Annotated in this window: 20 protein-coding genes and 1 tRNA gene; 19 read left to right on the plus strand and 2 right to left on the minus strand. The window is 47.0% G+C overall.

Features of this window, described 5'->3' with window-relative positions:
• The first annotated feature begins 6 nt into the window (after positions 1–6).
• The 6 genes from rsmG to DFP94_RS21840 all read left to right on the plus strand — a co-directional run bounded on the left by rsmG (position 7) and on the right by DFP94_RS21840 (position 5,526).
• Complete coding sequence (gene rsmG, locus DFP94_RS21815; protein ID WP_114498595.1) at positions 7–729, plus strand: 16S rRNA (guanine(527)-N(7))-methyltransferase RsmG; 723 nt, start codon at positions 7–9, stop codon at positions 727–729.
• Between the two features lie 406 nt (positions 730–1,135).
• Positions 1,136–1,954, plus strand: coding sequence for a nucleoid occlusion protein (gene noc / locus DFP94_RS21820; RefSeq protein WP_114498596.1), 819 nt, complete (start codon positions 1,136–1,138; stop codon positions 1,952–1,954).
• A 172-nt stretch (positions 1,955–2,126) separates the two neighbouring features.
• Positions 2,127–2,888, plus strand: a complete 762-nt coding sequence (locus tag DFP94_RS21825; protein WP_114498597.1) for a ParA family protein — start codon at positions 2,127–2,129, stop codon at positions 2,886–2,888.
• A complete protein-coding gene (locus DFP94_RS21830) occupies positions 2,881–3,720 on the plus strand; it encodes a ParB/RepB/Spo0J family partition protein (RefSeq protein ID WP_114498598.1) in 840 nt (279 codons plus the stop codon). The genes DFP94_RS21825 and DFP94_RS21830 overlap by 8 nt, the downstream gene beginning before the upstream one ends.
• A 131-nt stretch (positions 3,721–3,851) precedes the next feature.
• The gene (locus tag DFP94_RS21835; protein ID WP_114498599.1) at positions 3,852–5,006 is read left to right on the plus strand and encodes an aminotransferase class V-fold PLP-dependent enzyme; all 1,155 of its coding nucleotides are present in this window, start codon (positions 3,852–3,854) and stop codon (positions 5,004–5,006) included.
• A gap of 19 nt (positions 5,007–5,025) precedes the next feature.
• Complete coding sequence (locus tag DFP94_RS21840; protein ID WP_114498600.1) at positions 5,026–5,526, plus strand: DUF4446 family protein; 501 nt, start codon at positions 5,026–5,028, stop codon at positions 5,524–5,526.
• Here DFP94_RS21840 and yyaC read toward each other — a convergent pair.
• A complete protein-coding gene (yyaC, locus tag DFP94_RS21845) occupies positions 5,498–6,112 on the minus strand; it encodes a spore protease YyaC (protein ID WP_114498601.1) in 615 nt (204 codons plus the stop codon). The genes DFP94_RS21840 and yyaC overlap by 29 nt on opposite strands.
• Positions 6,113–6,246: 134 nt before the next feature.
• On the opposite strand from yyaC, the gene DFP94_RS21850 reads away from it, so the two are divergent.
• The 4 genes from DFP94_RS21850 (at position 6,247) to DFP94_RS21865 (ending at position 7,897) form a co-directional block, all read left to right on the plus strand.
• Entirely contained in the window at positions 6,247–6,513 is a 267-nt protein-coding gene (locus tag DFP94_RS21850; protein ID WP_114498602.1) for a putative Se/S carrier protein, read from the plus strand.
• On the plus strand, positions 6,510–7,415 hold the full coding sequence (locus DFP94_RS21855) for a mechanosensitive ion channel family protein (RefSeq protein WP_114498603.1): 906 nt from the start codon (positions 6,510–6,512) through the stop codon (positions 7,413–7,415). Before DFP94_RS21850 ends, DFP94_RS21855 begins: the two co-directional genes overlap by 4 nt.
• Before the next feature lie 17 nt (positions 7,416–7,432).
• Entirely contained in the window at positions 7,433–7,669 is a 237-nt protein-coding gene (locus tag DFP94_RS21860; RefSeq protein ID WP_114498604.1) for a DUF951 domain-containing protein, read from the plus strand.
• A 137-nt stretch (positions 7,670–7,806) separates the two neighbouring features.
• Positions 7,807–7,897 (plus strand) — tRNA-Ser (locus DFP94_RS21865).
• A 375-nt stretch (positions 7,898–8,272) separates the two neighbouring features.
• On the opposite strand, the gene DFP94_RS21870 is transcribed toward DFP94_RS21865, so the two are convergent.
• Positions 8,273–8,470 (minus strand): YjzC family protein, encoded by a 198-nt coding sequence (locus tag DFP94_RS21870; protein WP_114498605.1) that lies wholly within the window; start codon positions 8,468–8,470, stop codon positions 8,273–8,275.
• Positions 8,471–8,598: 128 nt separating this feature from the next.
• On the opposite strand from DFP94_RS21870, the gene DFP94_RS21875 reads away from it, so the two are divergent.
• From DFP94_RS21875 to DFP94_RS21915, 9 genes are all read left to right on the plus strand, one after another.
• Positions 8,599–10,110: an RCC1 domain-containing protein gene (locus tag DFP94_RS21875; RefSeq protein ID WP_114498606.1), complete on the plus strand. Its 1,512-nt coding sequence runs from the start codon at positions 8,599–8,601 to the stop codon at positions 10,108–10,110.
• 143 nt (positions 10,111–10,253) lie between these two features.
• Positions 10,254–10,538: a 30S ribosomal protein S6 gene (rpsF, locus tag DFP94_RS21880; protein ID WP_114498607.1), complete on the plus strand. Its 285-nt coding sequence runs from the start codon at positions 10,254–10,256 to the stop codon at positions 10,536–10,538.
• A 44-nt stretch (positions 10,539–10,582) separates the two neighbouring features.
• A complete protein-coding gene (gene ssb, locus DFP94_RS21885) occupies positions 10,583–11,071 on the plus strand; it encodes a single-stranded DNA-binding protein (protein ID WP_114498608.1) in 489 nt (162 codons plus the stop codon).
• 21 nt (positions 11,072–11,092) lie between these two features.
• Positions 11,093–11,362, plus strand: a complete 270-nt coding sequence (gene rpsR / locus DFP94_RS21890; RefSeq protein ID WP_114498609.1) for a 30S ribosomal protein S18 — start codon at positions 11,093–11,095, stop codon at positions 11,360–11,362.
• Between the two features lie 709 nt (positions 11,363–12,071).
• Positions 12,072–13,811: an ABC transporter substrate-binding protein gene (locus tag DFP94_RS21895; protein WP_114498610.1), complete on the plus strand. Its 1,740-nt coding sequence runs from the start codon at positions 12,072–12,074 to the stop codon at positions 13,809–13,811.
• Between the two features lie 117 nt (positions 13,812–13,928).
• Positions 13,929–14,900 (plus strand): ABC transporter permease, encoded by a 972-nt coding sequence (locus DFP94_RS21900; RefSeq protein ID WP_114498611.1) that lies wholly within the window; start codon positions 13,929–13,931, stop codon positions 14,898–14,900.
• 5 nt (positions 14,901–14,905) lie between these two features.
• Entirely contained in the window at positions 14,906–15,916 is a 1,011-nt protein-coding gene (locus DFP94_RS21905; RefSeq protein ID WP_425459275.1) for an ABC transporter permease, read from the plus strand.
• A complete protein-coding gene (locus DFP94_RS21910; protein WP_114498613.1) occupies positions 15,883–16,911 on the plus strand; it encodes an ABC transporter ATP-binding protein in 1,029 nt (342 codons plus the stop codon). The genes DFP94_RS21905 and DFP94_RS21910 overlap by 34 nt, the downstream gene beginning before the upstream one ends.
• Complete coding sequence (locus tag DFP94_RS21915) at positions 16,908–17,942, plus strand: ABC transporter ATP-binding protein (RefSeq protein WP_114498614.1); 1,035 nt, start codon at positions 16,908–16,910, stop codon at positions 17,940–17,942. The genes DFP94_RS21910 and DFP94_RS21915 overlap by 4 nt, the downstream gene beginning before the upstream one ends.
• Positions 17,943–18,027 lie beyond the last annotated feature (85 nt).

Consider the following 18,027-nt stretch of genomic DNA (forward strand, 5'->3'; position numbering starts at 1 on the left):
TAGATCTTGGATAATATACAATCTCAATTTCATGCCCTGCTGAGTCAGCGGGGAATTGAATTGACTCCTGTGCAATTGGAACAGTTTGAAATATATTACCGGGAACTGGTAGAGTGGAACGAAAAAATGAATTTAACCGGTATTACGGAGCGGGATCAGGTGTACATCAAGCATTTCTATGATTCCGTAACGCTTTCCTTCTATATAAATATCGGGGAGGTCCAAAGCCTGGCCGATATTGGTTCGGGTGCAGGGTTTCCCGGTATTCCGCTTAAAATATGTTTCCCGCATTTAAAGCTGACGATTGTGGACTCTTTGAATAAACGAATCCATTTCTTGCAGAATGTGGTGGACAAGTTGGGGTTGAGTCAAGTGAACTTGCTTCACGGACGGGCGGAGGATCTGGCACGAAAAGAGAACTTAAGGGATTCCTTTGATCTGGTAACGGCTCGTGCGGTTGCTCGAATGTCCGTACTGAATGAATTTTGTCTTCCTTTCACCAAACCAGGCGGAACTTTTGCTGCAATGAAAGGCAGCGATCCTGGAGAAGAGGTTCGTGAGGCTTCCAAAAGCTTGACTGAACTTAAAGGGAAAAATCTTCAAAGTCATCATTTTTCGCTGCCGATGGAAAATTCGGATCGACATATTATACTGGTGAAAAAGATCGGGCCGACTCCGAAAAAATATCCGCGTAAAGCGGGTACACCACTAAAGTCCCCTATTCTGTAACAGTCCAATTACAAATATGTTCCTTAACAAATTGTTCCACGTGAAACAACTTTGTTTAGGAGCTTTTTTTATCTATTATTCCTCAGTACATATTCATAAAATTCATATTTAAGAGAATAGGATTATGGAGAAAAAAGTGGTAGAATAGAGATATCGCTAATTAAATGTCGGGGCAATCGCTTCAACGATGGCTTATCCTAATATTTACTAGCCTAAAGGTGAGAGTATATCTTTTTGCACAACCGCTGTCTGGAGATTTTTTTGCTTTGTGATAACGGTTTATACATAGGGAGTCTTGCCTTAAGCGGGGTTTTTGCAGCCCGAGTGTAATCACATTTTGTTTGGAAGAAAATGTGTTTATAAGGTATGCCCTATGTCACTATGAATTTAGGTGGTAATCTGCGGAATGAAAGAACAATTTTCTAAATTGTTTGGTTTAACCGAACGATCGAACGGTGATGAAGTAAAGCAAATCCCGGTAGGGGACATAGTCGGCAGCCCTTATCAGCCCCGTACCATTTTTGATGATGAAAAAATCGATGAGTTATGCCAAACGATTCGGACTCATGGCATCATTCAGCCGATTGTAGTCCGCTTCCGGAATGAAAAGTATGAGATCATTGCCGGGGAACGTCGTTGGCGGGCAGTCAAAAAATTGGGTATGGAAACCATTCCGGCTATTTTACGGGATTTTAACGATTCCCAGGCTGCTTCAATTGCTTTAATCGAAAACTTGCAGCGTGAAGGCCTTACTGCGATCGAGGAGGCGTTGGCTTATCAGAACCTCATCGACTTGCATCAGTTGACTCAAGAAAGTCTGGCTCAAAGATTGGGCAAGAGCCAATCTACGATTGCAAACAAGATCAGACTTCTGCATTTACCTGAGACTGTAAAAGTGGCGCTCATGGAACGTAAAATTACGGAGCGACATGCCAGGGCGTTGCTTTCTCTCGATTCCGAGGAACTTCAATTTAAAGTGTTGGAAGAAGTCATTTCCAAGGAATTGAATGTTAAACAGACGGAAGCGAGAATTGCCTTCTATAAAGAAGTAGCTAAAAATAAAAAGGCATCCAAACGGATCTCTTTCACCAAAGATGTCAGACTTGCCTTAAACACCATTCGTCAATCGATAGACATGGTTTCGGGTTCCGGCCTTGCGATCAAGACTGCGGAAAAAGATCATGAAGATCATTACGAAATCGTTATTAAAATTCCAAAAAGATAAAGAGGTTTCCTGCCACTGACCCTATCCGGAACAGTTAAGGTCAGTTTCTTTTTGGGTGCTTCATGATAAGTCGCCAGGAACGTTGTGGTCTTTTTGTAGCATCAACTTGGTGGACGCTTGCATAATTAAAAATCTACAAGAAGATTCTTCTATTATATTGAGGTGAAATGGATTGTCTAAAATAATTGCCATAGCTAACCAAAAAGGAGGCGTCGGCAAAACGACGACTTCCGTTAATTTGGGAGCTGGACTTGCATCTATCGGTAAGAAAGTGCTCCTTATCGACATTGATCCGCAAGGGAACACCACCAGCGGGGTAGGAATTAATAAGGCTGATGTAGCCAATTGCATTTATGACGTTTTGATCAATGAAGTTGATCCGAAAGAGGCGATTGCACCAACGGATATTGAAGGCTTGGACATTATTCCGGCCACCATCCAACTGGCAGGCGCTGAAATCGAATTGGTTCCAACCATCTCGCGGGAAGTCCGTTTAAAGAAATCTTTACATCAAGTTAAACACATGTATGATTATGTTTTAATAGATTGCCCGCCATCGCTTGGGATCTTGACGATTAACTCCCTGACGGCTGCGGATTCTGTACTTATTCCGATTCAGTGTGAATATTATGCGCTTGAAGGGTTGAGCCAATTGCTTAATACGGTTCGTCTTGTTCAGAAACATCTCAATACTTCTTTGCAAATCGAAGGGGTATTGTTGACCATGTTTGATGCCCGTACAAATCTGGGGATTCAGGTCATTGAAGAAGTGAAAAAGTACTTCCAGCAAAAAGTATATAAAACCGTTATTCCTCGGAATGTCAGACTTAGCGAAGCACCGTCCCACGGTCAGTCGATCATTACCTATGATCCAAAATCGAAGGGCGCTGAAGTGTATTTAGAGTTGGCAAAGGAAGTGGTTTCCTATGAATAAACGTTTGGGAAAGGGCTTGGATGCTTTGATTCCATCGCTTTCTGTTCAAGACGACGATAAGGTCATTGAAATTCCTCTGAAGCAGCTTCGTGCCAATCCTTACCAGCCGAGAAAAACATTTGACGAAGATGCCATTCGTGAACTGGCGGAATCGATTCGTCAGCACGGAGTCATTCAGCCGATTATTGTACGCAGTGTTTTAAAGGGATATGAAATCATCGCAGGGGAGCGCCGTTTCCGTGCCTCGCAGTTTTGCGGCAATTCCACCATCCCTGCAGTTGTGAGATCATTTTCCGATCAACAAGTTATGGAAATTGCCCTCATTGAAAACTTGCAACGGGAGAATTTGAATGCGATGGAAATCGCTGTAGCTTATCAAGGATTGATGGATCAGTTTCAATTAACCCAAGAGGAGCTCTCCCTGAAAGTGGGCAAATCAAGATCGCATATTGCTAACTTCTTGAGATTGTTATCGCTCCCTGAAGAAGTCAAAGAATATGTTTCACGTGGAACATTATCCATGGGTCATGCAAGGGCTTTGGTCGGTCTTAAAGATGCTGGAAAGATTAAGCAATTGGCAAAGCAGTGTATTGATCATGAATGGAGCGTCCGGGATTTAGAAGATGCAGTTCAACAACTGGATCGGAATAAGCAGGACAAAGTGAAGCCTGTAAATAAAAAGCGTGATCCCTATATGGACGAAGTAGAAGAAAACTTGCGTGAACGATACAAAACTACGGTCAAGATTAAGGCGAATAAAGAAAAAGGCAAGATCGAAATTAATTTTTATAGTAAACAGGATTTGCAACGATTGCTCGATTTGTTGAATTGACAATGACATGTGACATACTCAGCTTTCCTGTAGTCAATGAAGGGCTAGCGCCCTTTATTAGGGAGAAGAGTATGTCATTGTAATCTAGATGGAGAAATCAGGTTGTCGGTAGGAGAAAGAGGGTAATCAATATGAAACAGCAGTCAGCGATCTATTTGGATCACGCCGCAACTTCGTGGCCCAAGCCAGCGAGTGTGGGAGAGGCTATGTTGGAAATACTAAATGGACCTTCAGCCAACTCCGGACGAGGGAGCTATGGAATGGCATTACAAGCCGGGAGGAAAATATTTCAAACCCGTATGCTGCTTGCTCGCCTTTTTCATATTGAAAATCCTAACGATATTGTCTTTACTTCGAACACTACGGAAGCGCTCAATTTAGCAATCAAAGGCATCCTGAAACCTGGTGATCATGTGATAGCTACCATGGTGGAGCACAATTCCGTTAGACGCCCGCTAGAGTACTTGAAGAGAACTCGGGGGATTACCGTCGAGTATCTCGCTTTGAATCAACAGGGAGAAGTAGATCTGGAGAAAATGAAACGAAGCTTCACTCCAAAAACAAAATTGGCCGTGTGCGCCCATAGTTCAAATTTGCTTGGAAGCCTACTTCCCATTGATGAAATAAGCCGGATTGCGCATGAACATGAAGCATTATTGCTAGTTGATGCAGCACAAAGTGCAGGAGGATATCCTATCGATATCCAATCGATGGGGATTGATCTCCTGGCCTTTCCCGGTCATAAGGGATTGTTGGGTCCACAAGGAACTGGCGGTCTATACATTCATCCTAACGTGGATTTGGAACCGCTGCACCATGGTGGCACCGGCAGTCAGTCCGAAGCCTTGGAAATGCCGCAGGTGCGGCCTGACCGCTATGAAGCCGGAACCTTAAATGCAGTAGGCATAGCTGGGTTGGGAGCCGGAATCAAACATGTAATGGAACTGGGTGTAGAACGGATTTATAACCATGAGTGGCTGTTGACGCAACAACTAATGGCTCATTTGGGAGAAATGCCAGGCATATCGTTGTTGGGCCCTGAACTTGGGAATCCAAGAACCGGAATAGTTGCGTTTACAGTCCATAATTTTGATGCATCGGATGTCGCTTTTCAGTTGGATCGTAAATTTGGAATTGCCGTGAGAGCGGGGTACCACTGCACCCCTCTGGGACATATAACGGCTGGAACAACAGCGGGTGGAGCCGTGCGTGCTAGCGTGGGATTTACGACGACGACGAAGGACATCGAGGCACTCGTTTCCGCCATACAATTCATCATAAAGTGAAACATAGGGGAGAGCAGGCATGCAGGAGTGGAATGAACTCATCTTGGATCAGTTGGTCTGGATTATAGGTGGATTGGCGGTTCTAGTTTTTTGGCTGCTAATTTGGAATTTTGTTCAAGGCGGAAGATTGAGAAAATTACGCAAAAAATACGAATTGATGATGGCTGGAACCGGTGTTGATGATTTGGAAGGCTTGCTGATTGATCTGAAAAATGGACAAGGAAAAATAGAAGATATCCAGTCCGAGCAGCAGCAGCAGATTGCAAAAATCAAAGCCTTGTTGCCTAAGCAAAAGGCGAAGGTTGGAATCAAACGGTATAACGCTTTTGGTGAACGCGGGAATGAACTGAGCTTCTCCGTTGCCTTCGTGGATGATCAGAAGGATGGGGTCGTCATAACCGGGTTATACAGCCGGGACGGATCTTATGTTTATGCCAAATCTCTGATCAGAGGAGAGTCAACGCATGCACTTTCACCGGAAGAGATCGAAGCTATTTCTCTCGCCGGACTAGGGGAATAAAGCCTTTATTCCACTCTTTGATCGCTGTGTGAATGCTGCTGGAAATTATTTCCGACAATCGCATAACGAGACTGAGCCGAGTGTTTTGCAGTACGAAGTATTCCATAAAGCCGCCGACATTGACGATTCCCGTAACATGGATATCGCCGACCGGCGGTAGTTCTTTATTTACGCCTGCACCTGGACGAAGAGGTCCCTGCACGACCTGAATGGAACCTACGCTTGTGGTTTGGCCAAGGCAGGCATCGATTCCTATAATGAAGGGATTCGTGAAAGAGTTATTGATTTTTTCAAGCGTATCTTTTAAATTCATGGCATGAACCGGTTCTTCGAGTGTCCCGTAAAGGTGGAAATGGCCGAAATGATTCAGCTTGGAAAGCGCCGTTCCGACAAGCGGACCGAGGCAGTCACCGGTGGAACGATCGGTACCGATGCATACAATTACTATATCCTGGCCGGGAGATACCTTGGCAAAATGCAGGAGCAAGCGGTGAATGATGGCAGAATCAATGCCGGGCTCGGTATGTGGAATTTTTAAGTAGGGGATATCTTGCTGTCCCGGTACTGTGGGCTGTATCTGCGACATATAATCTTCCTTTCCTGATTATAGAACGATTATTTAGGGTCGACGGGTTAAATTTTGAAATATTATTAGTTAGTATATGGAAATTAATGAAGTTATATACTCGGACTAAAGTCGCATAGAGGGGGGAGATGGGGATGGACGATTGGCTGGTCATGGCCTTTGATTCGACGCAGCAGGCGCTGAGAGCTGAAATGCTGCTGGAGTATGCGGAAGTGGAGATTGATTTATGCCCGACTCCCAAGGAAATTACGGCAGGCTGCGCCTTATCCATTCAATTTCCGCAAGAATCTCTTGGGCAAGTAAGAGAGATTGTTATCCGCGAAACCGTGGAAATACGGGGGATCTTTTCCCGAGTGGACGGAGCCTACGATAACATCGGTTTGGAGGAGGAGACGAGATGAGAGGCTGGCTGATTGAGCAGAGTACTGAGAATGCTATCGAAGCTGCGATTACCTGGAAAGATAAGATGTGGGACTGGTTTACAAATATGGAAATGTGGGAACGTGTAATGTTCTCCGGGCTTCGGATTATTCTTATTTTTTTGTTGACGCGATTATTTGTAAAAATTGTCTTCCGAATCATTGACCGGTCCTTGGAGCGTCGGGAAAAGGGGCGTCTGCAGGTGAATCCCCGCAGATTCATCACGGTAGGGGAGTTGCTGAAAAATGTAACCTCGATTACGAGTAATTTTATTATGATCATGCTAATTTTGGGTGAGATCGGGGTTGAGTTAGGTCCGTTATTGGCTGGGGCCGGCGTACTCGGACTGGCGATCGGGTTTGGCGCACAAAGTTTAGTGAAAGATGTGATTACCGGCTTTTTTATTATTTTGGAGGATCAATTTGCGGTGGGCGACGTGATACAGACCGGTACCCTAAAAGGAACCGTTGAAATTATCGGCCTTCGTTCCACACGGCTTGTCAGTTGGACAGGCGAAGTGCATATCATACCGAATGGAATGATTACCAATGTGACCAATTTTTCGCTTGGCAATGCCTTAGCGGTCGTGGACCTGCCGTTCAGCAATACAAGAAAGCTGGAGGATACGCTGGAATTGTTAAAAAGGGCCATGTTGGAGTTGAAGGAAAGCAGCGAGGAAATTGGTCAGGTTCCGAGTGTGATGGGCGTACAATCGCTTACAGCAAGCGAGTACGTAATCCGTATCGCCGTGGAGTGTCTGCCGGGCGTCAGGGCGAACGTGGAGCGTCAGATCCAATTATACGCTAAAGAGGCCCTCGAGGAGGAAGAAGAACTCAGACTGGCTGCGGAAGCCGGAAAACAGCAGGGTCAGCAACCGGGTTAATTAAAGGAGGGGAAGAGATGGAGCGGAAATCATTTCAATTGGGCGATATCGTATTAATGAAAAAAAACCATCCTTGCGGGAGCAATGAGATGGAAATTATCCGAATGGGGATGGATATCCGGATTAAATGCGTTGGTTGCAAACACAGCGTACTCGTTCCTCGAGCTAAGTTTGAAAAAAATATGCGCAAGGTTTTGCGATCCTCGACTCAGGATCCAAACCAAGCCGGCGGAACGGAAGACCCGCTTAATTAATTGGTCTAGCCGACGGAGCGGGGCTGCTGACTTCAGTTCAATCTGAAAAAAAGCACCGCTTCCGGCCGCCTTATTGCTATTAAGGTTAGGTATTGCAATCAGTAAAAAATCATGTTACAATCATTCTTGCTTGCTGTGGAGAGGTACCCAAGAGGCCCAAGGGGGTTGACTCGAAATCAATTAGGCGTCGCAAGGCGTGCGTGGGTTCGAATCCCACCCTCTCCGCCACTAATACTAATGATTAAACCTTCTGCGTGAATAACGCGGGAGGTTTTTTTGTGCTTATGGGAAAATAAACTGAATCAGAAAAGGACCCTTGCGGGTCCTCATTCTGGTCGACGGCTTGCTTAATTTGGAATTCTTTTCTCACAACCCCAGAAACGGTCGATGTGTGCGTAGGCAGCCCGGCTTAAAGAAGAGGGGTCTTCACTAACCCGAGATCTTGGCTTCTTAAAGAAAGTGAATAAGACTCCTGAAAAATGTTGCTCGCTGATACCTCCAACGGAACCACACCTCTCTTTGGCAACGCCGTCTAATTGTATTATGTGCAGGTTCGCAAGTTCTATGCACGGTTTCGATATTTAATTTTCGAGAGCGTAAATATTAGTGTACTCGGGCTTTTTCGGCTTTTTTCCATTTCCGGTTCTTTTTCGAGGTATCCGGGAAAGTGTCGCCTCGCTCCAGGGTCACGCGCTGGGGATCTTGGATTTGGGTATGGAAGCTGCGCGCTTCGCCAACCTCCACATAAATACCGGGATTAGGCGCCTTGTCTCCCGGTTCGAACTCGGTTTGTTCGCCCATCTTTCTATTCCTCCTTTCCGTCCCCAAAGAGGGGAATCAAGCATATTGTTTGTAACGTGGACTTAATCATGTACCGGCTCGAACCGATAATTATTTACAGACATAAAGAATGGGGAGGATGATTGAACATGGGAAAGCGCATGAGGGGATTAGTCGTTATGGTCGTCATGGCGCTCGTTATTCCATTTTTGCCTATATCGGTTCAGCCGGTTCAGGCCATTGGAGAAAGGATTGACATTTTCACACAACGAAATGGAGATAACTCCATCTTGGTTGAGGGATTGGCTGAAGCTTCGACCGTGAATATCGAATTAAGGGACGAGGACGAGAAAACTTTTTATTCCGCTACGGTACAGGTAAATAATGAAGGTTATTATCAATTAATTACGCCTTCCTTTAAAGAAGAGGTGTTCAAGGAATCCAGGTTCTCCAAATACAACTATGGCGTAGGGGTTTACGTGAGCGTGCCGGGAGGCGCACAAGCGGCCACTTCCTTGCAGGATTTCCGGGATCGTTACGAATCGCCAAGTCCCTACGAAAAGTATCGCGAGGGCTACCAAGAGCAGAAACCGGTGAAGTTTGAACAATATGGCGTCGGATCGCAAGCGCCTATCGCCAAAGAACCAACGCAGCTAAAAGCCGTAGCTTCACCCGTCTCTGTTGCCGCAAGCGAAACTCACACCTTGGCGCTTGGAAAGGATGGCAAGCTATATGGCTGGGGCAAAAACACGAGTCGCGAAATCAATGAAAGCGAAATGCCGGTGCTTCCGCCGACGCTGATTACAACCGACAAAACGATTAAAAAGATCGAGGCGGGGGAGAAGTTTTCCTTATATATTACAACGGACGGAGAGTTATATGGTTGGGGCGATTTGAATTATTTGGGCGTCAAAACGATTATAGGAAAACCGACCAAAATCACATTGATCAGCGAGCCGATTACCGATATGAACGCATTTAACCGCGGAGTCGCACTCTTGACCAAATCGGGGAATGTTTATCAATTGGGAGGGGTTGGCTGGGCCAATGATGAGGCTCGCGAATTCGTCCATAATCATTACAGACAGATATTGATAAAGGATGCGGTTTCGGTATCTATGAGTAATATGAAAGGTTATGCGTTGAAAAAGGATGGAACGCTATGGACCTGGAACAATTCGATCGTGGAAGGGCAGACAACCCAAGCCGAACAAATCGCCGGGTTCAAGGACATCCAAAAGTTCGATGCCGCGAATACGAATGATGAATATATCATTGCGGTAGACAGCAAGGGCGAATTGTGGGGATATGGAGACAATTCGGCGAGACAGCTTGGACAAAAGGTTCCTTCCAAATTGGACAAGCCAACGAATATTACGAATATGGCGCTTAGATACAACAAGCAAACGGGCTGGAGCGCGGCTGGCAAGAAGCTGAAGTACACAGAAGTTTCTTTGAACGTGAACGGCGTTTTGCTTCTGACCGAGAACCACGAAATGTTGACCTATAATACATATCCGCGTCTGGGTGACTTGAATAAAAGCGTAAGTTATATCGAAAATACGAGTCGGAACATTTATTGGATCAGCGGCGGCAAATTGTGGGTGTGGGGGTATGGTAACGAATACGGTCAACAAGGAATCGGAGTCAAAACGAAGTAGATAATTGAAGCGCATAGCAGTATTTTTTGGGTTCTTGCGCAGCGGCTTTCGATTTGATATACTACTATGGTGCGAGTTTAGACTCGTTCCTTGCTCCCAAGGCTAACAAATTGGGGGCCATAGTCCACAAGGAGGTGAACCAGATGCGCAAATATGAAGTGATGTACATTATTCGTCCTGACGTTGAACAAGAAGCTGTTCAAGCTACAGTCGAAAAATTCCAAGGCATCATCCAAAACGGCGGTGAAATTACAAAGCATGACGTAATGGGCAAACGCCGGCTTGCGTATGAGATTAACAAGATCCGTGACGGAGTTTACGTACTCGTGAACTTCACAGCTACTCCAGAAGTAGTTGCTGAGCTCGAGCGGATTCTGAAGATTTCCGACGAGGTTATCCGTTATCTCATTACAAAAGACGTTGCCTAATCTTCAAGTTTTGTAAAACACGAAGCCCGAAGGAGGGGATTTGATTGTTGAACCGTGTCATTCTGATCGGACGTCTTACCAAGGATCCGGAGCTGCGTTATACGCCATCCGGTGTAGCGGTCACTCAGTTCACGATTGCCGTGGACAGACCCTTTACCTCGCAAGGCGGAGAACGCGAAGCGGATTTCATCCCGGTCGTAACCTGGAGACAGCTCGCCGAGACATGCGCAAACTACTTGCGCAAAGGTCGTTTGACGGCTGTGGAAGGACGTATCCAAGTACGGAATTACGAGAATAACGAAGGTAAGCGGGTATACGTTACCGAAGTCATTGCCGATAATGTCCGTTTCTTGGAGTCGAACCGCGAAGGCGGAGCAGGTGGCGGAGGTCAGCGTGAGGAAGCAGCTCCATTTGGAGGCGGCGGCGGTGGCAATACCGGACGCAGCAGCAATTTACCGCGCGGCAATCAAAATGATCCTTTCTCCGATGACGGGAAACCGATCGATATTTCGGATGACGATTTGCCATTTTAATAACGGAAAGGACTGAAAAGCATGAGCTTCAAACAAAGAGAAGGCGGAGACGACAAAAGACCGGCTCGCCGCGGCGGCCGCAACAAACGTCGTAAAGTGTGCTACTTCACTGTGAACAAAATTACTCACATTGATTATAAAGATATTGAGCTGTTGAAGAAATTCATCAGCGAACGCGGCAAAATTTTGCCACGTCGTGTAACGGGTACAAGCGCGAAATACCAACGTCTGTTGACTGTAGCTATCAAACGCTCCCGTCAAATCGCATTGCTTCCGTATACTACGGAGTAATCGTCAGAGACAAACAGAGACAGCCTGATCCATTTGGATCGGGCTGTTTTTTGCATTTTCGGGACAAAAGTACTGTGCACCAGGGTTATACAGAATGGGGAAGGTCATGAAAAATATGGGTACATGACGAATTGTGTCATGTTGAAAGGAGGTATAAAATACCTTAAAAAGATATTGACGTAAGGTTAATTAACATGTATTATTTACAATAATTAAGTTGGATATTTTCCCCAGATTGCAAGGGGTTCGACTCACTTCTCTTATTAACCACTGGTTTATATTTTGGCGCTTTGACGCTTTATCTCATTAACATAAGTTATACACTGTGGTTAATCTTCTTTCATTTTCCTCATAAGTTCACATATATGATTAGGTTAAACAGTAATTTCCAATATACTTCTGAGTTTGCCACATCCTCAATATCACTTCTAAGATTCTAATATTTAATGTAGGTCGCACTATTTTCAGCGCTATATTTTACTGTGCCGCTTCTAGCTTTTAAGAGGTTTATTTTATTGGAAACTACGCCTAAGGTTGCGTCCGATTTCGTGTAGGAGATCGCTGTACCGACCCATGGCGACAGTTATATAAAGAAGCAATGGCCCGTATTTACAAGGGGGGATTGAGGAGAGGGACAGGGTTATTTTCTACCGGCAAGACGGCTTTACTGTAAATAGTATCTACATAATCTGAAGGAGGAGTCTTGGTAATGAAGGAAAAAAAGATGAATTGGTGGTCTGTTCTGCTTATAGTATCTTTGATTGGAATTTTATTTACGGGCTGCAGCACGAATAACAACGCAGCCACTCCTGCTCCGGCGGAGAATAACAAAACCAACGAGCAAAAAACAAATACAGAGGCCCCTCCAGCGGCTGATGAGCCGGTTGACGGTGGAACGATTACGCTTAGTACATTCTCTGATATCGTAAGTCTTAATCCTATTTTTATTAACGATACTTCTTCTGGCGACGTGGCTCAATTCCTGTTTGCAAAACTGTATGATTTGAACCGTGAAGGGAATGTAACTGCGGAACCGTGGTCGCTTGCTGCTGAAGCTCCGCAAGTATCTGAAGACGGCAAAACATACACTGTTAGATTGAAAGATTCGGCGAAATGGAGCGACGGTAAACCGGTAACGGCGGATGATATTATCTTTACGATTGATACGGTCCGTAATCCGGATGTGGGTGCTCCTGGCATAAGCCTTATGGATAAAGTGGATAAAATTGAAAAAGTGGACGACAAAACCGTAAATATTACATTGAAACAAGTGTACGCTCCGTTCCAATACTCGTTGGTAACCGAATTGGTTCCAGCCCATGTATTGAAAGATGTTCCTGTAAAAGAACTTCAAGCAAATGCTTATGGTACCGATCCGGCGAAGACGGTAACAAGCGGACCATGGAAATGGACGGCTTGGAAGGCCGGCGAAAGTCATACCATGGATGCGGACCCGAACTATTGGGGCGAAGTGAAGCCGCATATCGCGCAAATCTTCTATAAAATTTATGCGGATCAAAACACCGAGGTTCAAGCACTGTTGAAAGGCGATACCGACCATATTAGCGCCATTCCGGTAACCCAAGTTGAAGCGGTTAAAGCTAATGACCAAATCGATATTATTCAAAAGCCGGGCGCGCAATATGAATATCTCAATTTTAACTTTGATCCGAAGAACTTCCCGGACAATTACGGCTTGTTTGAAGGACAGAAGACAAGACAGGCAATTGCTCACGCATTGAACCGTCAAGGCATGGTCGATAACATTCTTAAGGGTGTCGGCGCTCTGATGAACGCACCATTCCTGCCGGATACATGGGCGGATCCAAAAGAAGCAGCCGTAAACTATGATTACAATGTTGAAACAGCTAAGAAGCTCTTGGCTGAGGACGGATGGGTTGCCGGTAAAGACGGCATTCTCGAAAAAGACGGCCACCGCTTCTCGTTCGAACTTCAATATAATGCGGGGAACAGCCGCCGTGAACAAGTAGCGGCCGTTATTCAACAGAACCTTAAAGATGTTGGTATTGAAGCAACACCGAAGGGTATCGATTTTGCAGCCTGGATCGATCAAAACGTTACTCCGGGTAAATATCAGGCGTTGCTGTTAGCCTGGTCGCTGAATACGCCGGATCCCGACTCGGAGAGCGTATTCTCCTCGAAGTACTTCCCGCCGACTGGACAAAACAGCGGTTGGTATAAGAACGAAAAGCTGGACCAACTGTGGATAGACGGATATTCGACCGTAGATCAAAATGAACGGAAAGAAATTTACAAGGAAGTGGCCAAAGAAATTTCCACTGACCTGCCATACGTATTCCTCTATCAATATGGTCAGGCTATCGGCACAGGACCTAGAGTTCACTGGGCTGAAGAAGACCGGCCGGAACCATCGATCGGTTACGGACAATACTTCCATGCGATTAAATGGTGGGTAACCGATAAGTAACGGATAAGGAAATAGAATCACCGGAGGGGAAAGAGAAATGTCTCTTTCTCCTTCTCCTTTAGGAGAAATGTTCATACGGAGATTCTATACCTTGCAAATTATTAGGGGGAAAGAACGATGACAGAATATCTGGTCCGTCGCTTGTTACAATCGGTGTTGGTCATTTTTTTAATTACGGTCGCCACGTTTCTTCTGATTCATGCTGCTCCCGGCGGCCCCACGCAAGTGATGCTCTCCCCGGGTTTATCGCCTGAAGCGATGGCTCAACAAAAAGCAAATATGGGCCTGGATAAACCTTTGCCAGTGCAATATGCAAAATGGGTGGGCAACCTGCTCCAGGGAGATTTGGGCTATACTTTTAAAAATCACATCCCGGTAGGCGATTTGTTGTGGCCGCGGATGATGAATACGCTGATATTAATGGGGGTTGCTTGGTTTGTCTCGCTGGTAATCGCCATTCCTTGGGGGATTTACAACAGTACAAGGGAATATGGATTGTCCGACCAGACCTCATCCTTTATTTCATATCTAGGGTTTGCCATGCCGAGCTTTTGGTTCGGGATACTGCTTCAGCAGTGGCTGTCGTTAGGGCTGGACTGGTTCCCGCTTTCGGACATGCACTCCAGAGGCAAAGAGGGTGACATCGGCGACCTGTTCATGCACCTTGTATTGCCGGTTTCGGTGCTTGCCTTAGGTTTTCTTGCTTCCTATATGAAATACGCGCGCGCCAGTATGCTGGAAGTGCTGGATCAGGACTATATCCGGACCGCCCGTGCTAAAGGGGTCAAAGAACGGAAGGTGGTCTTCCGGCATGCGCTCCGTAATGCGTTGATTCCGATCATTACCGTAATCGGGCTTGATTTGCCGATTCTGGTTGCGGGAGCTGCCCTGACGGAGAATGTTTTTAACTGGCCGGGCATGGGAAGGTTTTACGTGGAGAATGCCCTGGCCCGTGAATATTCCGTGCTGATGGCGATTACGATCGTTACGGCTGTGATTGTTATTATCGGTAACCTGTTAGCGGATATTTTGTATGCCGTGGTCGATCCTCGAGTCAAACTCGGTGGAAAAGGGGGAAAAGCGGCATGAGTGAAATGAAAGTGGAAGTTCATGCAGTCACTGGAAATGATCCTTTGCTTTCCGTCCCAACCGGACTACCCCCGGAACCTCGTGATCCATCGACGGAAAAACTCTCCAAGCGGCCTCCGGGTCCGTGGAGAATGCTTTGGAGTAAATTTTCCCGAAATCCTTATGCGATGACCGGGCTTGTGGTACTGACCTTTTTTGTAGTAATGGCCTTACTGGCCCCTTGGATTGCGAAATACGATCCTTCCCGGATCGATATGATGTTTCCGAATTTAAAGCCTGGTACGGATGGACACTTACTGGGCACAGATGAGTTGGGCCGCGATATTTTTACGAGACTGCTCTATAGTGCGCGTATATCTCTCTTGATCGGGTTTTCCGTAGCGCTGACATCGGTTATTATCGGCTCTATTGTAGGAGCTATATCCGGTTATTTCGGCGGGTGGATCGATACGATATTTATGAGATTTGTTGACGTCATGAACTCGGTACCGACTCTGTTCCTGAATATTCTCGTACTTGCGATTTTCAGCTCGGAAATTAAATATATGATTATGATTTTGGCACTTACGAGTTGGATGAGCATTGCGCGTCTGGTACGGGGAACCTTCCTGCAGCTTCGGGAAATGCAATACGTCGAGGCCGCACGGGCCATCGGGGTGTCGAGCTGGGGCATCATCTTCCGCCACTTGCTTCGCAATGCGAGCTTTCCGATTATCGTAAACGCCACCTTGATGGTAGGCAGTGCCATTTTGAGTGAATCGGCATTATCCTGGCTTGGTCTCGGCATTCAAGCTCCCGCGACAAGCTGGGGGGTTATGTTGAGTAATGCGCAGGAATTTATGCTGGTTGATAAATTGCAGGCCGTATATCCAGGCCTATGTATTCTGTTAGTCGTGCTCGCAGTCAACTTTATCGGCGACGGGATCAGAGATGCGCTTGATCCTCGGCAAAGTATGAGCAAAACCCGGAGGAGGCTAAAACAATGGCGGAAAAATTACTCGAAATCCGGAAACTGACGGTTGGATTTGTAACCGATAAAGGACTGGTTAAAGCCACCGATGAAATTTCGCTGTCCATTGGCCAGGGGCAGACCGTATGCCTTGTCGGCGAATCCGGCAGTGGAAAGAGCGTCACCTCGCTCGCCGTGATGCGGCTGATCGACTATGCGGGCGGAGTGATCGCGGATGGGAGCATACAGTATCACGGGCAGGATTTGACCGTGAAAAGTCAGGAAGAAATGCGACATATCCGGGGTAACCGGATCGCCATGATCTTTCAGGACCCGATGTCATCGCTGAATCCGGTGTTTACGGTCGGAGAGCAAATTGCTGAAAGTTTACGCCTGCATCAAGATATGAGCGGCGACAAAGCCTGGAATGCAGCGGTCGACATGCTGCGTATGGTCGGGATTCCGGCACCGGAAATTCGTGCCAAACAGTATCCGCATGAACTTTCCGGCGGGATGTGTCAGCGTGTCGTTATTGCGATCGCCCTGGCGTGTAAACCCGAGCTGCTGATTGCCGACGAACCGACAACGGCGCTCGACGTTACGGTACAGGCGCAGATTTTGGATTTGCTTCGTAAGCTACAGTCCGAGCTTGGGATGTCTATTTTGCTGATCACCCATGATATGGGGGTTGCGGCGGAAATGGCGGACCGCGTAGCGGTGATGTACGCGGGAGCGATTGTAGAGGAAGGACCCGTGGAGGAAATTTTCAGCCATCCGAGCCATCCCTATACGATTGGATTGCTGCAATCGATTCCAGGATTCGAAGGAGAGCGGGGCAGAGAACTGTATACGATACAGGGAACGATTCCGCCGATTGGTCAGTTGCCGACAGGCTGCCGCTTTAATCCGCGGTGTCCGCACGCAATGGATATTTGCCGCGAAAAGGAACCTTTCGACTTTTTGGTAGGGGAAGATCATCGGGCCGCCTGCTGGCTGTTTGAAGATCGGCCGGTGGCGCTTGTGGATGGTAGATGCGGCAGAGATGAGGTGAAGCGCGCATGAGTACGGAAACCGAAGTGAAAAATCCATCGGCTGCCGGTGTAGCGGCGGCTGAAGAGATATTAATCGATGTCCGGAATCTGAAGAAATATTTTCCGATTCACAAAGGGCTGCTGAGTCGGGTAGTCGGCCAGGTTAAAGCGGTGGATGATGTGTCCTTGACGATCAAAAAGGGCGAGACCTTCGGACTCGTCGGGGAATCCGGCTGCGGCAAATCTACGCTGGGGCGGGTCATTCTGCGGCTTCAAGGCGCGACCGAAGGCGAAGTGTTGTTTAACGGTCGGGATATTCATGAGATGAGCGGGAAGGACCTCAGGGAACTGCGCGAGGAGATGCAGATTATTTTCCAGGATCCGTTCGGGTCGCTGAACCCGCGTTTTCTGGTAAAAGACATTATCGGGGAGCCGCTGCGCGTTCACCGGAATATGTCAGGGAAAGAAATTGATGAACGGGTCGTAGAATTGATGGAAATGGTAGGCTTGGATGCTTCCCGCCGCAACCGGTATCCGCATGAATTTTCCGGCGGACAGCGGCAGCGGATCGGCATTGCACGGGCCATTGCGTTGCATCCACAATTCATTGTGGCGGATGAAGCGGTGTCCGCACTGGACGTATCCGTTCAATCGCAGGTCATCAATCTGCTGATGAAGCTGCAAAAAGAATTGGGTCTCACCTTTTTGTTCATCGCTCACGGTCTTAATGTAGTCCGGCATATTTCCGACCGGGTCGGCGTCATGTATCTGGGCAAGATGGTGGAAGTGGGGGAAACGGAGACGCTGTTTGCCGCCCCTTTGCATCCATATACAGCCGCATTGCTGTCAGCCATTCCGAAGCCGACGCCGGGCCGCCGTCAGGAGCGGATCGTTCTTCAGGGCGATGTGCCGTCACCGGCCAATCCGCCTTCGGGATGCCGCTTTCATACGCGCTGTCCGTTGGCGCAAGCGAAATGCTCCCAAGTGGAGCCGTTGCTGGAGGAAATCATGCCAGGCAGACAGGCGGCTTGTCATTTTCCGCTGGTCAAAGGCGATTCCTGAGTAGCGCCGACTTCAAGAAAACGGAAGTCCGAAATTATAAAAAACCCGTCTCCTCTTTAAAATGGGGGGCGGGCTTTTTTGCCTA

Origin of the sequence: Fontibacillus phaseoli, from assembly GCF_003337355.1 — a bacterium.
GTDB lineage: Bacteria > Bacillota > Bacilli > Paenibacillales > Paenibacillaceae > Fontibacillus > Fontibacillus phaseoli.

What these genes read in the sequence shown, in the direction of transcription:
- noc (WP_114498596.1), top strand. Translation starts at nt 1,136, where the DNA reads ATGAAAGAACAATTTTCTAAATTGTTTGGTTTAACCGAACGATCGAAC.
- DFP94_RS21830 (WP_114498598.1), top strand. Translation starts at nt 2,881, where the DNA reads ATGAATAAACGTTTGGGAAAGGGCTTGGATGCTTTGATTCCATCGCTT.
- DFP94_RS21835 (WP_114498599.1), top strand. Translation starts at nt 3,852, where the DNA reads ATGAAACAGCAGTCAGCGATCTATTTGGATCACGCCGCAACTTCGTGG.
- DFP94_RS21840 (WP_114498600.1), top strand. Translation starts at nt 5,026, where the DNA reads ATGCAGGAGTGGAATGAACTCATCTTGGATCAGTTGGTCTGGATTATA.
- yyaC (WP_114498601.1), bottom strand. Translation starts at nt 6,112, where the DNA reads ATGTCGCAGATACAGCCCACAGTACCGGGACAGCAAGATATCCCCTAC.
- DFP94_RS21850 (WP_114498602.1), top strand. Translation starts at nt 6,247, where the DNA reads ATGGACGATTGGCTGGTCATGGCCTTTGATTCGACGCAGCAGGCGCTG.
- DFP94_RS21855 (WP_114498603.1), top strand. Translation starts at nt 6,510, where the DNA reads ATGAGAGGCTGGCTGATTGAGCAGAGTACTGAGAATGCTATCGAAGCT.
- DFP94_RS21860 (WP_114498604.1), top strand. Translation starts at nt 7,433, where the DNA reads ATGGAGCGGAAATCATTTCAATTGGGCGATATCGTATTAATGAAAAAA.
- DFP94_RS21870 (WP_114498605.1), bottom strand. Translation starts at nt 8,470, where the DNA reads ATGGGCGAACAAACCGAGTTCGAACCGGGAGACAAGGCGCCTAATCCC.
- DFP94_RS21875 (WP_114498606.1), top strand. Translation starts at nt 8,599, where the DNA reads ATGGGAAAGCGCATGAGGGGATTAGTCGTTATGGTCGTCATGGCGCTC.
- rpsF (WP_114498607.1), top strand. Translation starts at nt 10,254, where the DNA reads ATGCGCAAATATGAAGTGATGTACATTATTCGTCCTGACGTTGAACAA.
- rpsR (WP_114498609.1), top strand. Translation starts at nt 11,093, where the DNA reads ATGAGCTTCAAACAAAGAGAAGGCGGAGACGACAAAAGACCGGCTCGC.
- DFP94_RS21895 (WP_114498610.1), top strand. Translation starts at nt 12,072, where the DNA reads ATGAAGGAAAAAAAGATGAATTGGTGGTCTGTTCTGCTTATAGTATCT.
- DFP94_RS21900 (WP_114498611.1), top strand. Translation starts at nt 13,929, where the DNA reads ATGACAGAATATCTGGTCCGTCGCTTGTTACAATCGGTGTTGGTCATT.
- DFP94_RS21905 (WP_425459275.1), top strand. Translation starts at nt 14,906, where the DNA reads ATGAAAGTGGAAGTTCATGCAGTCACTGGAAATGATCCTTTGCTTTCC.
- DFP94_RS21910 (WP_114498613.1), top strand. Translation starts at nt 15,883, where the DNA reads ATGGCGGAAAAATTACTCGAAATCCGGAAACTGACGGTTGGATTTGTA.
- DFP94_RS21915 (WP_114498614.1), top strand. Translation starts at nt 16,908, where the DNA reads ATGAGTACGGAAACCGAAGTGAAAAATCCATCGGCTGCCGGTGTAGCG.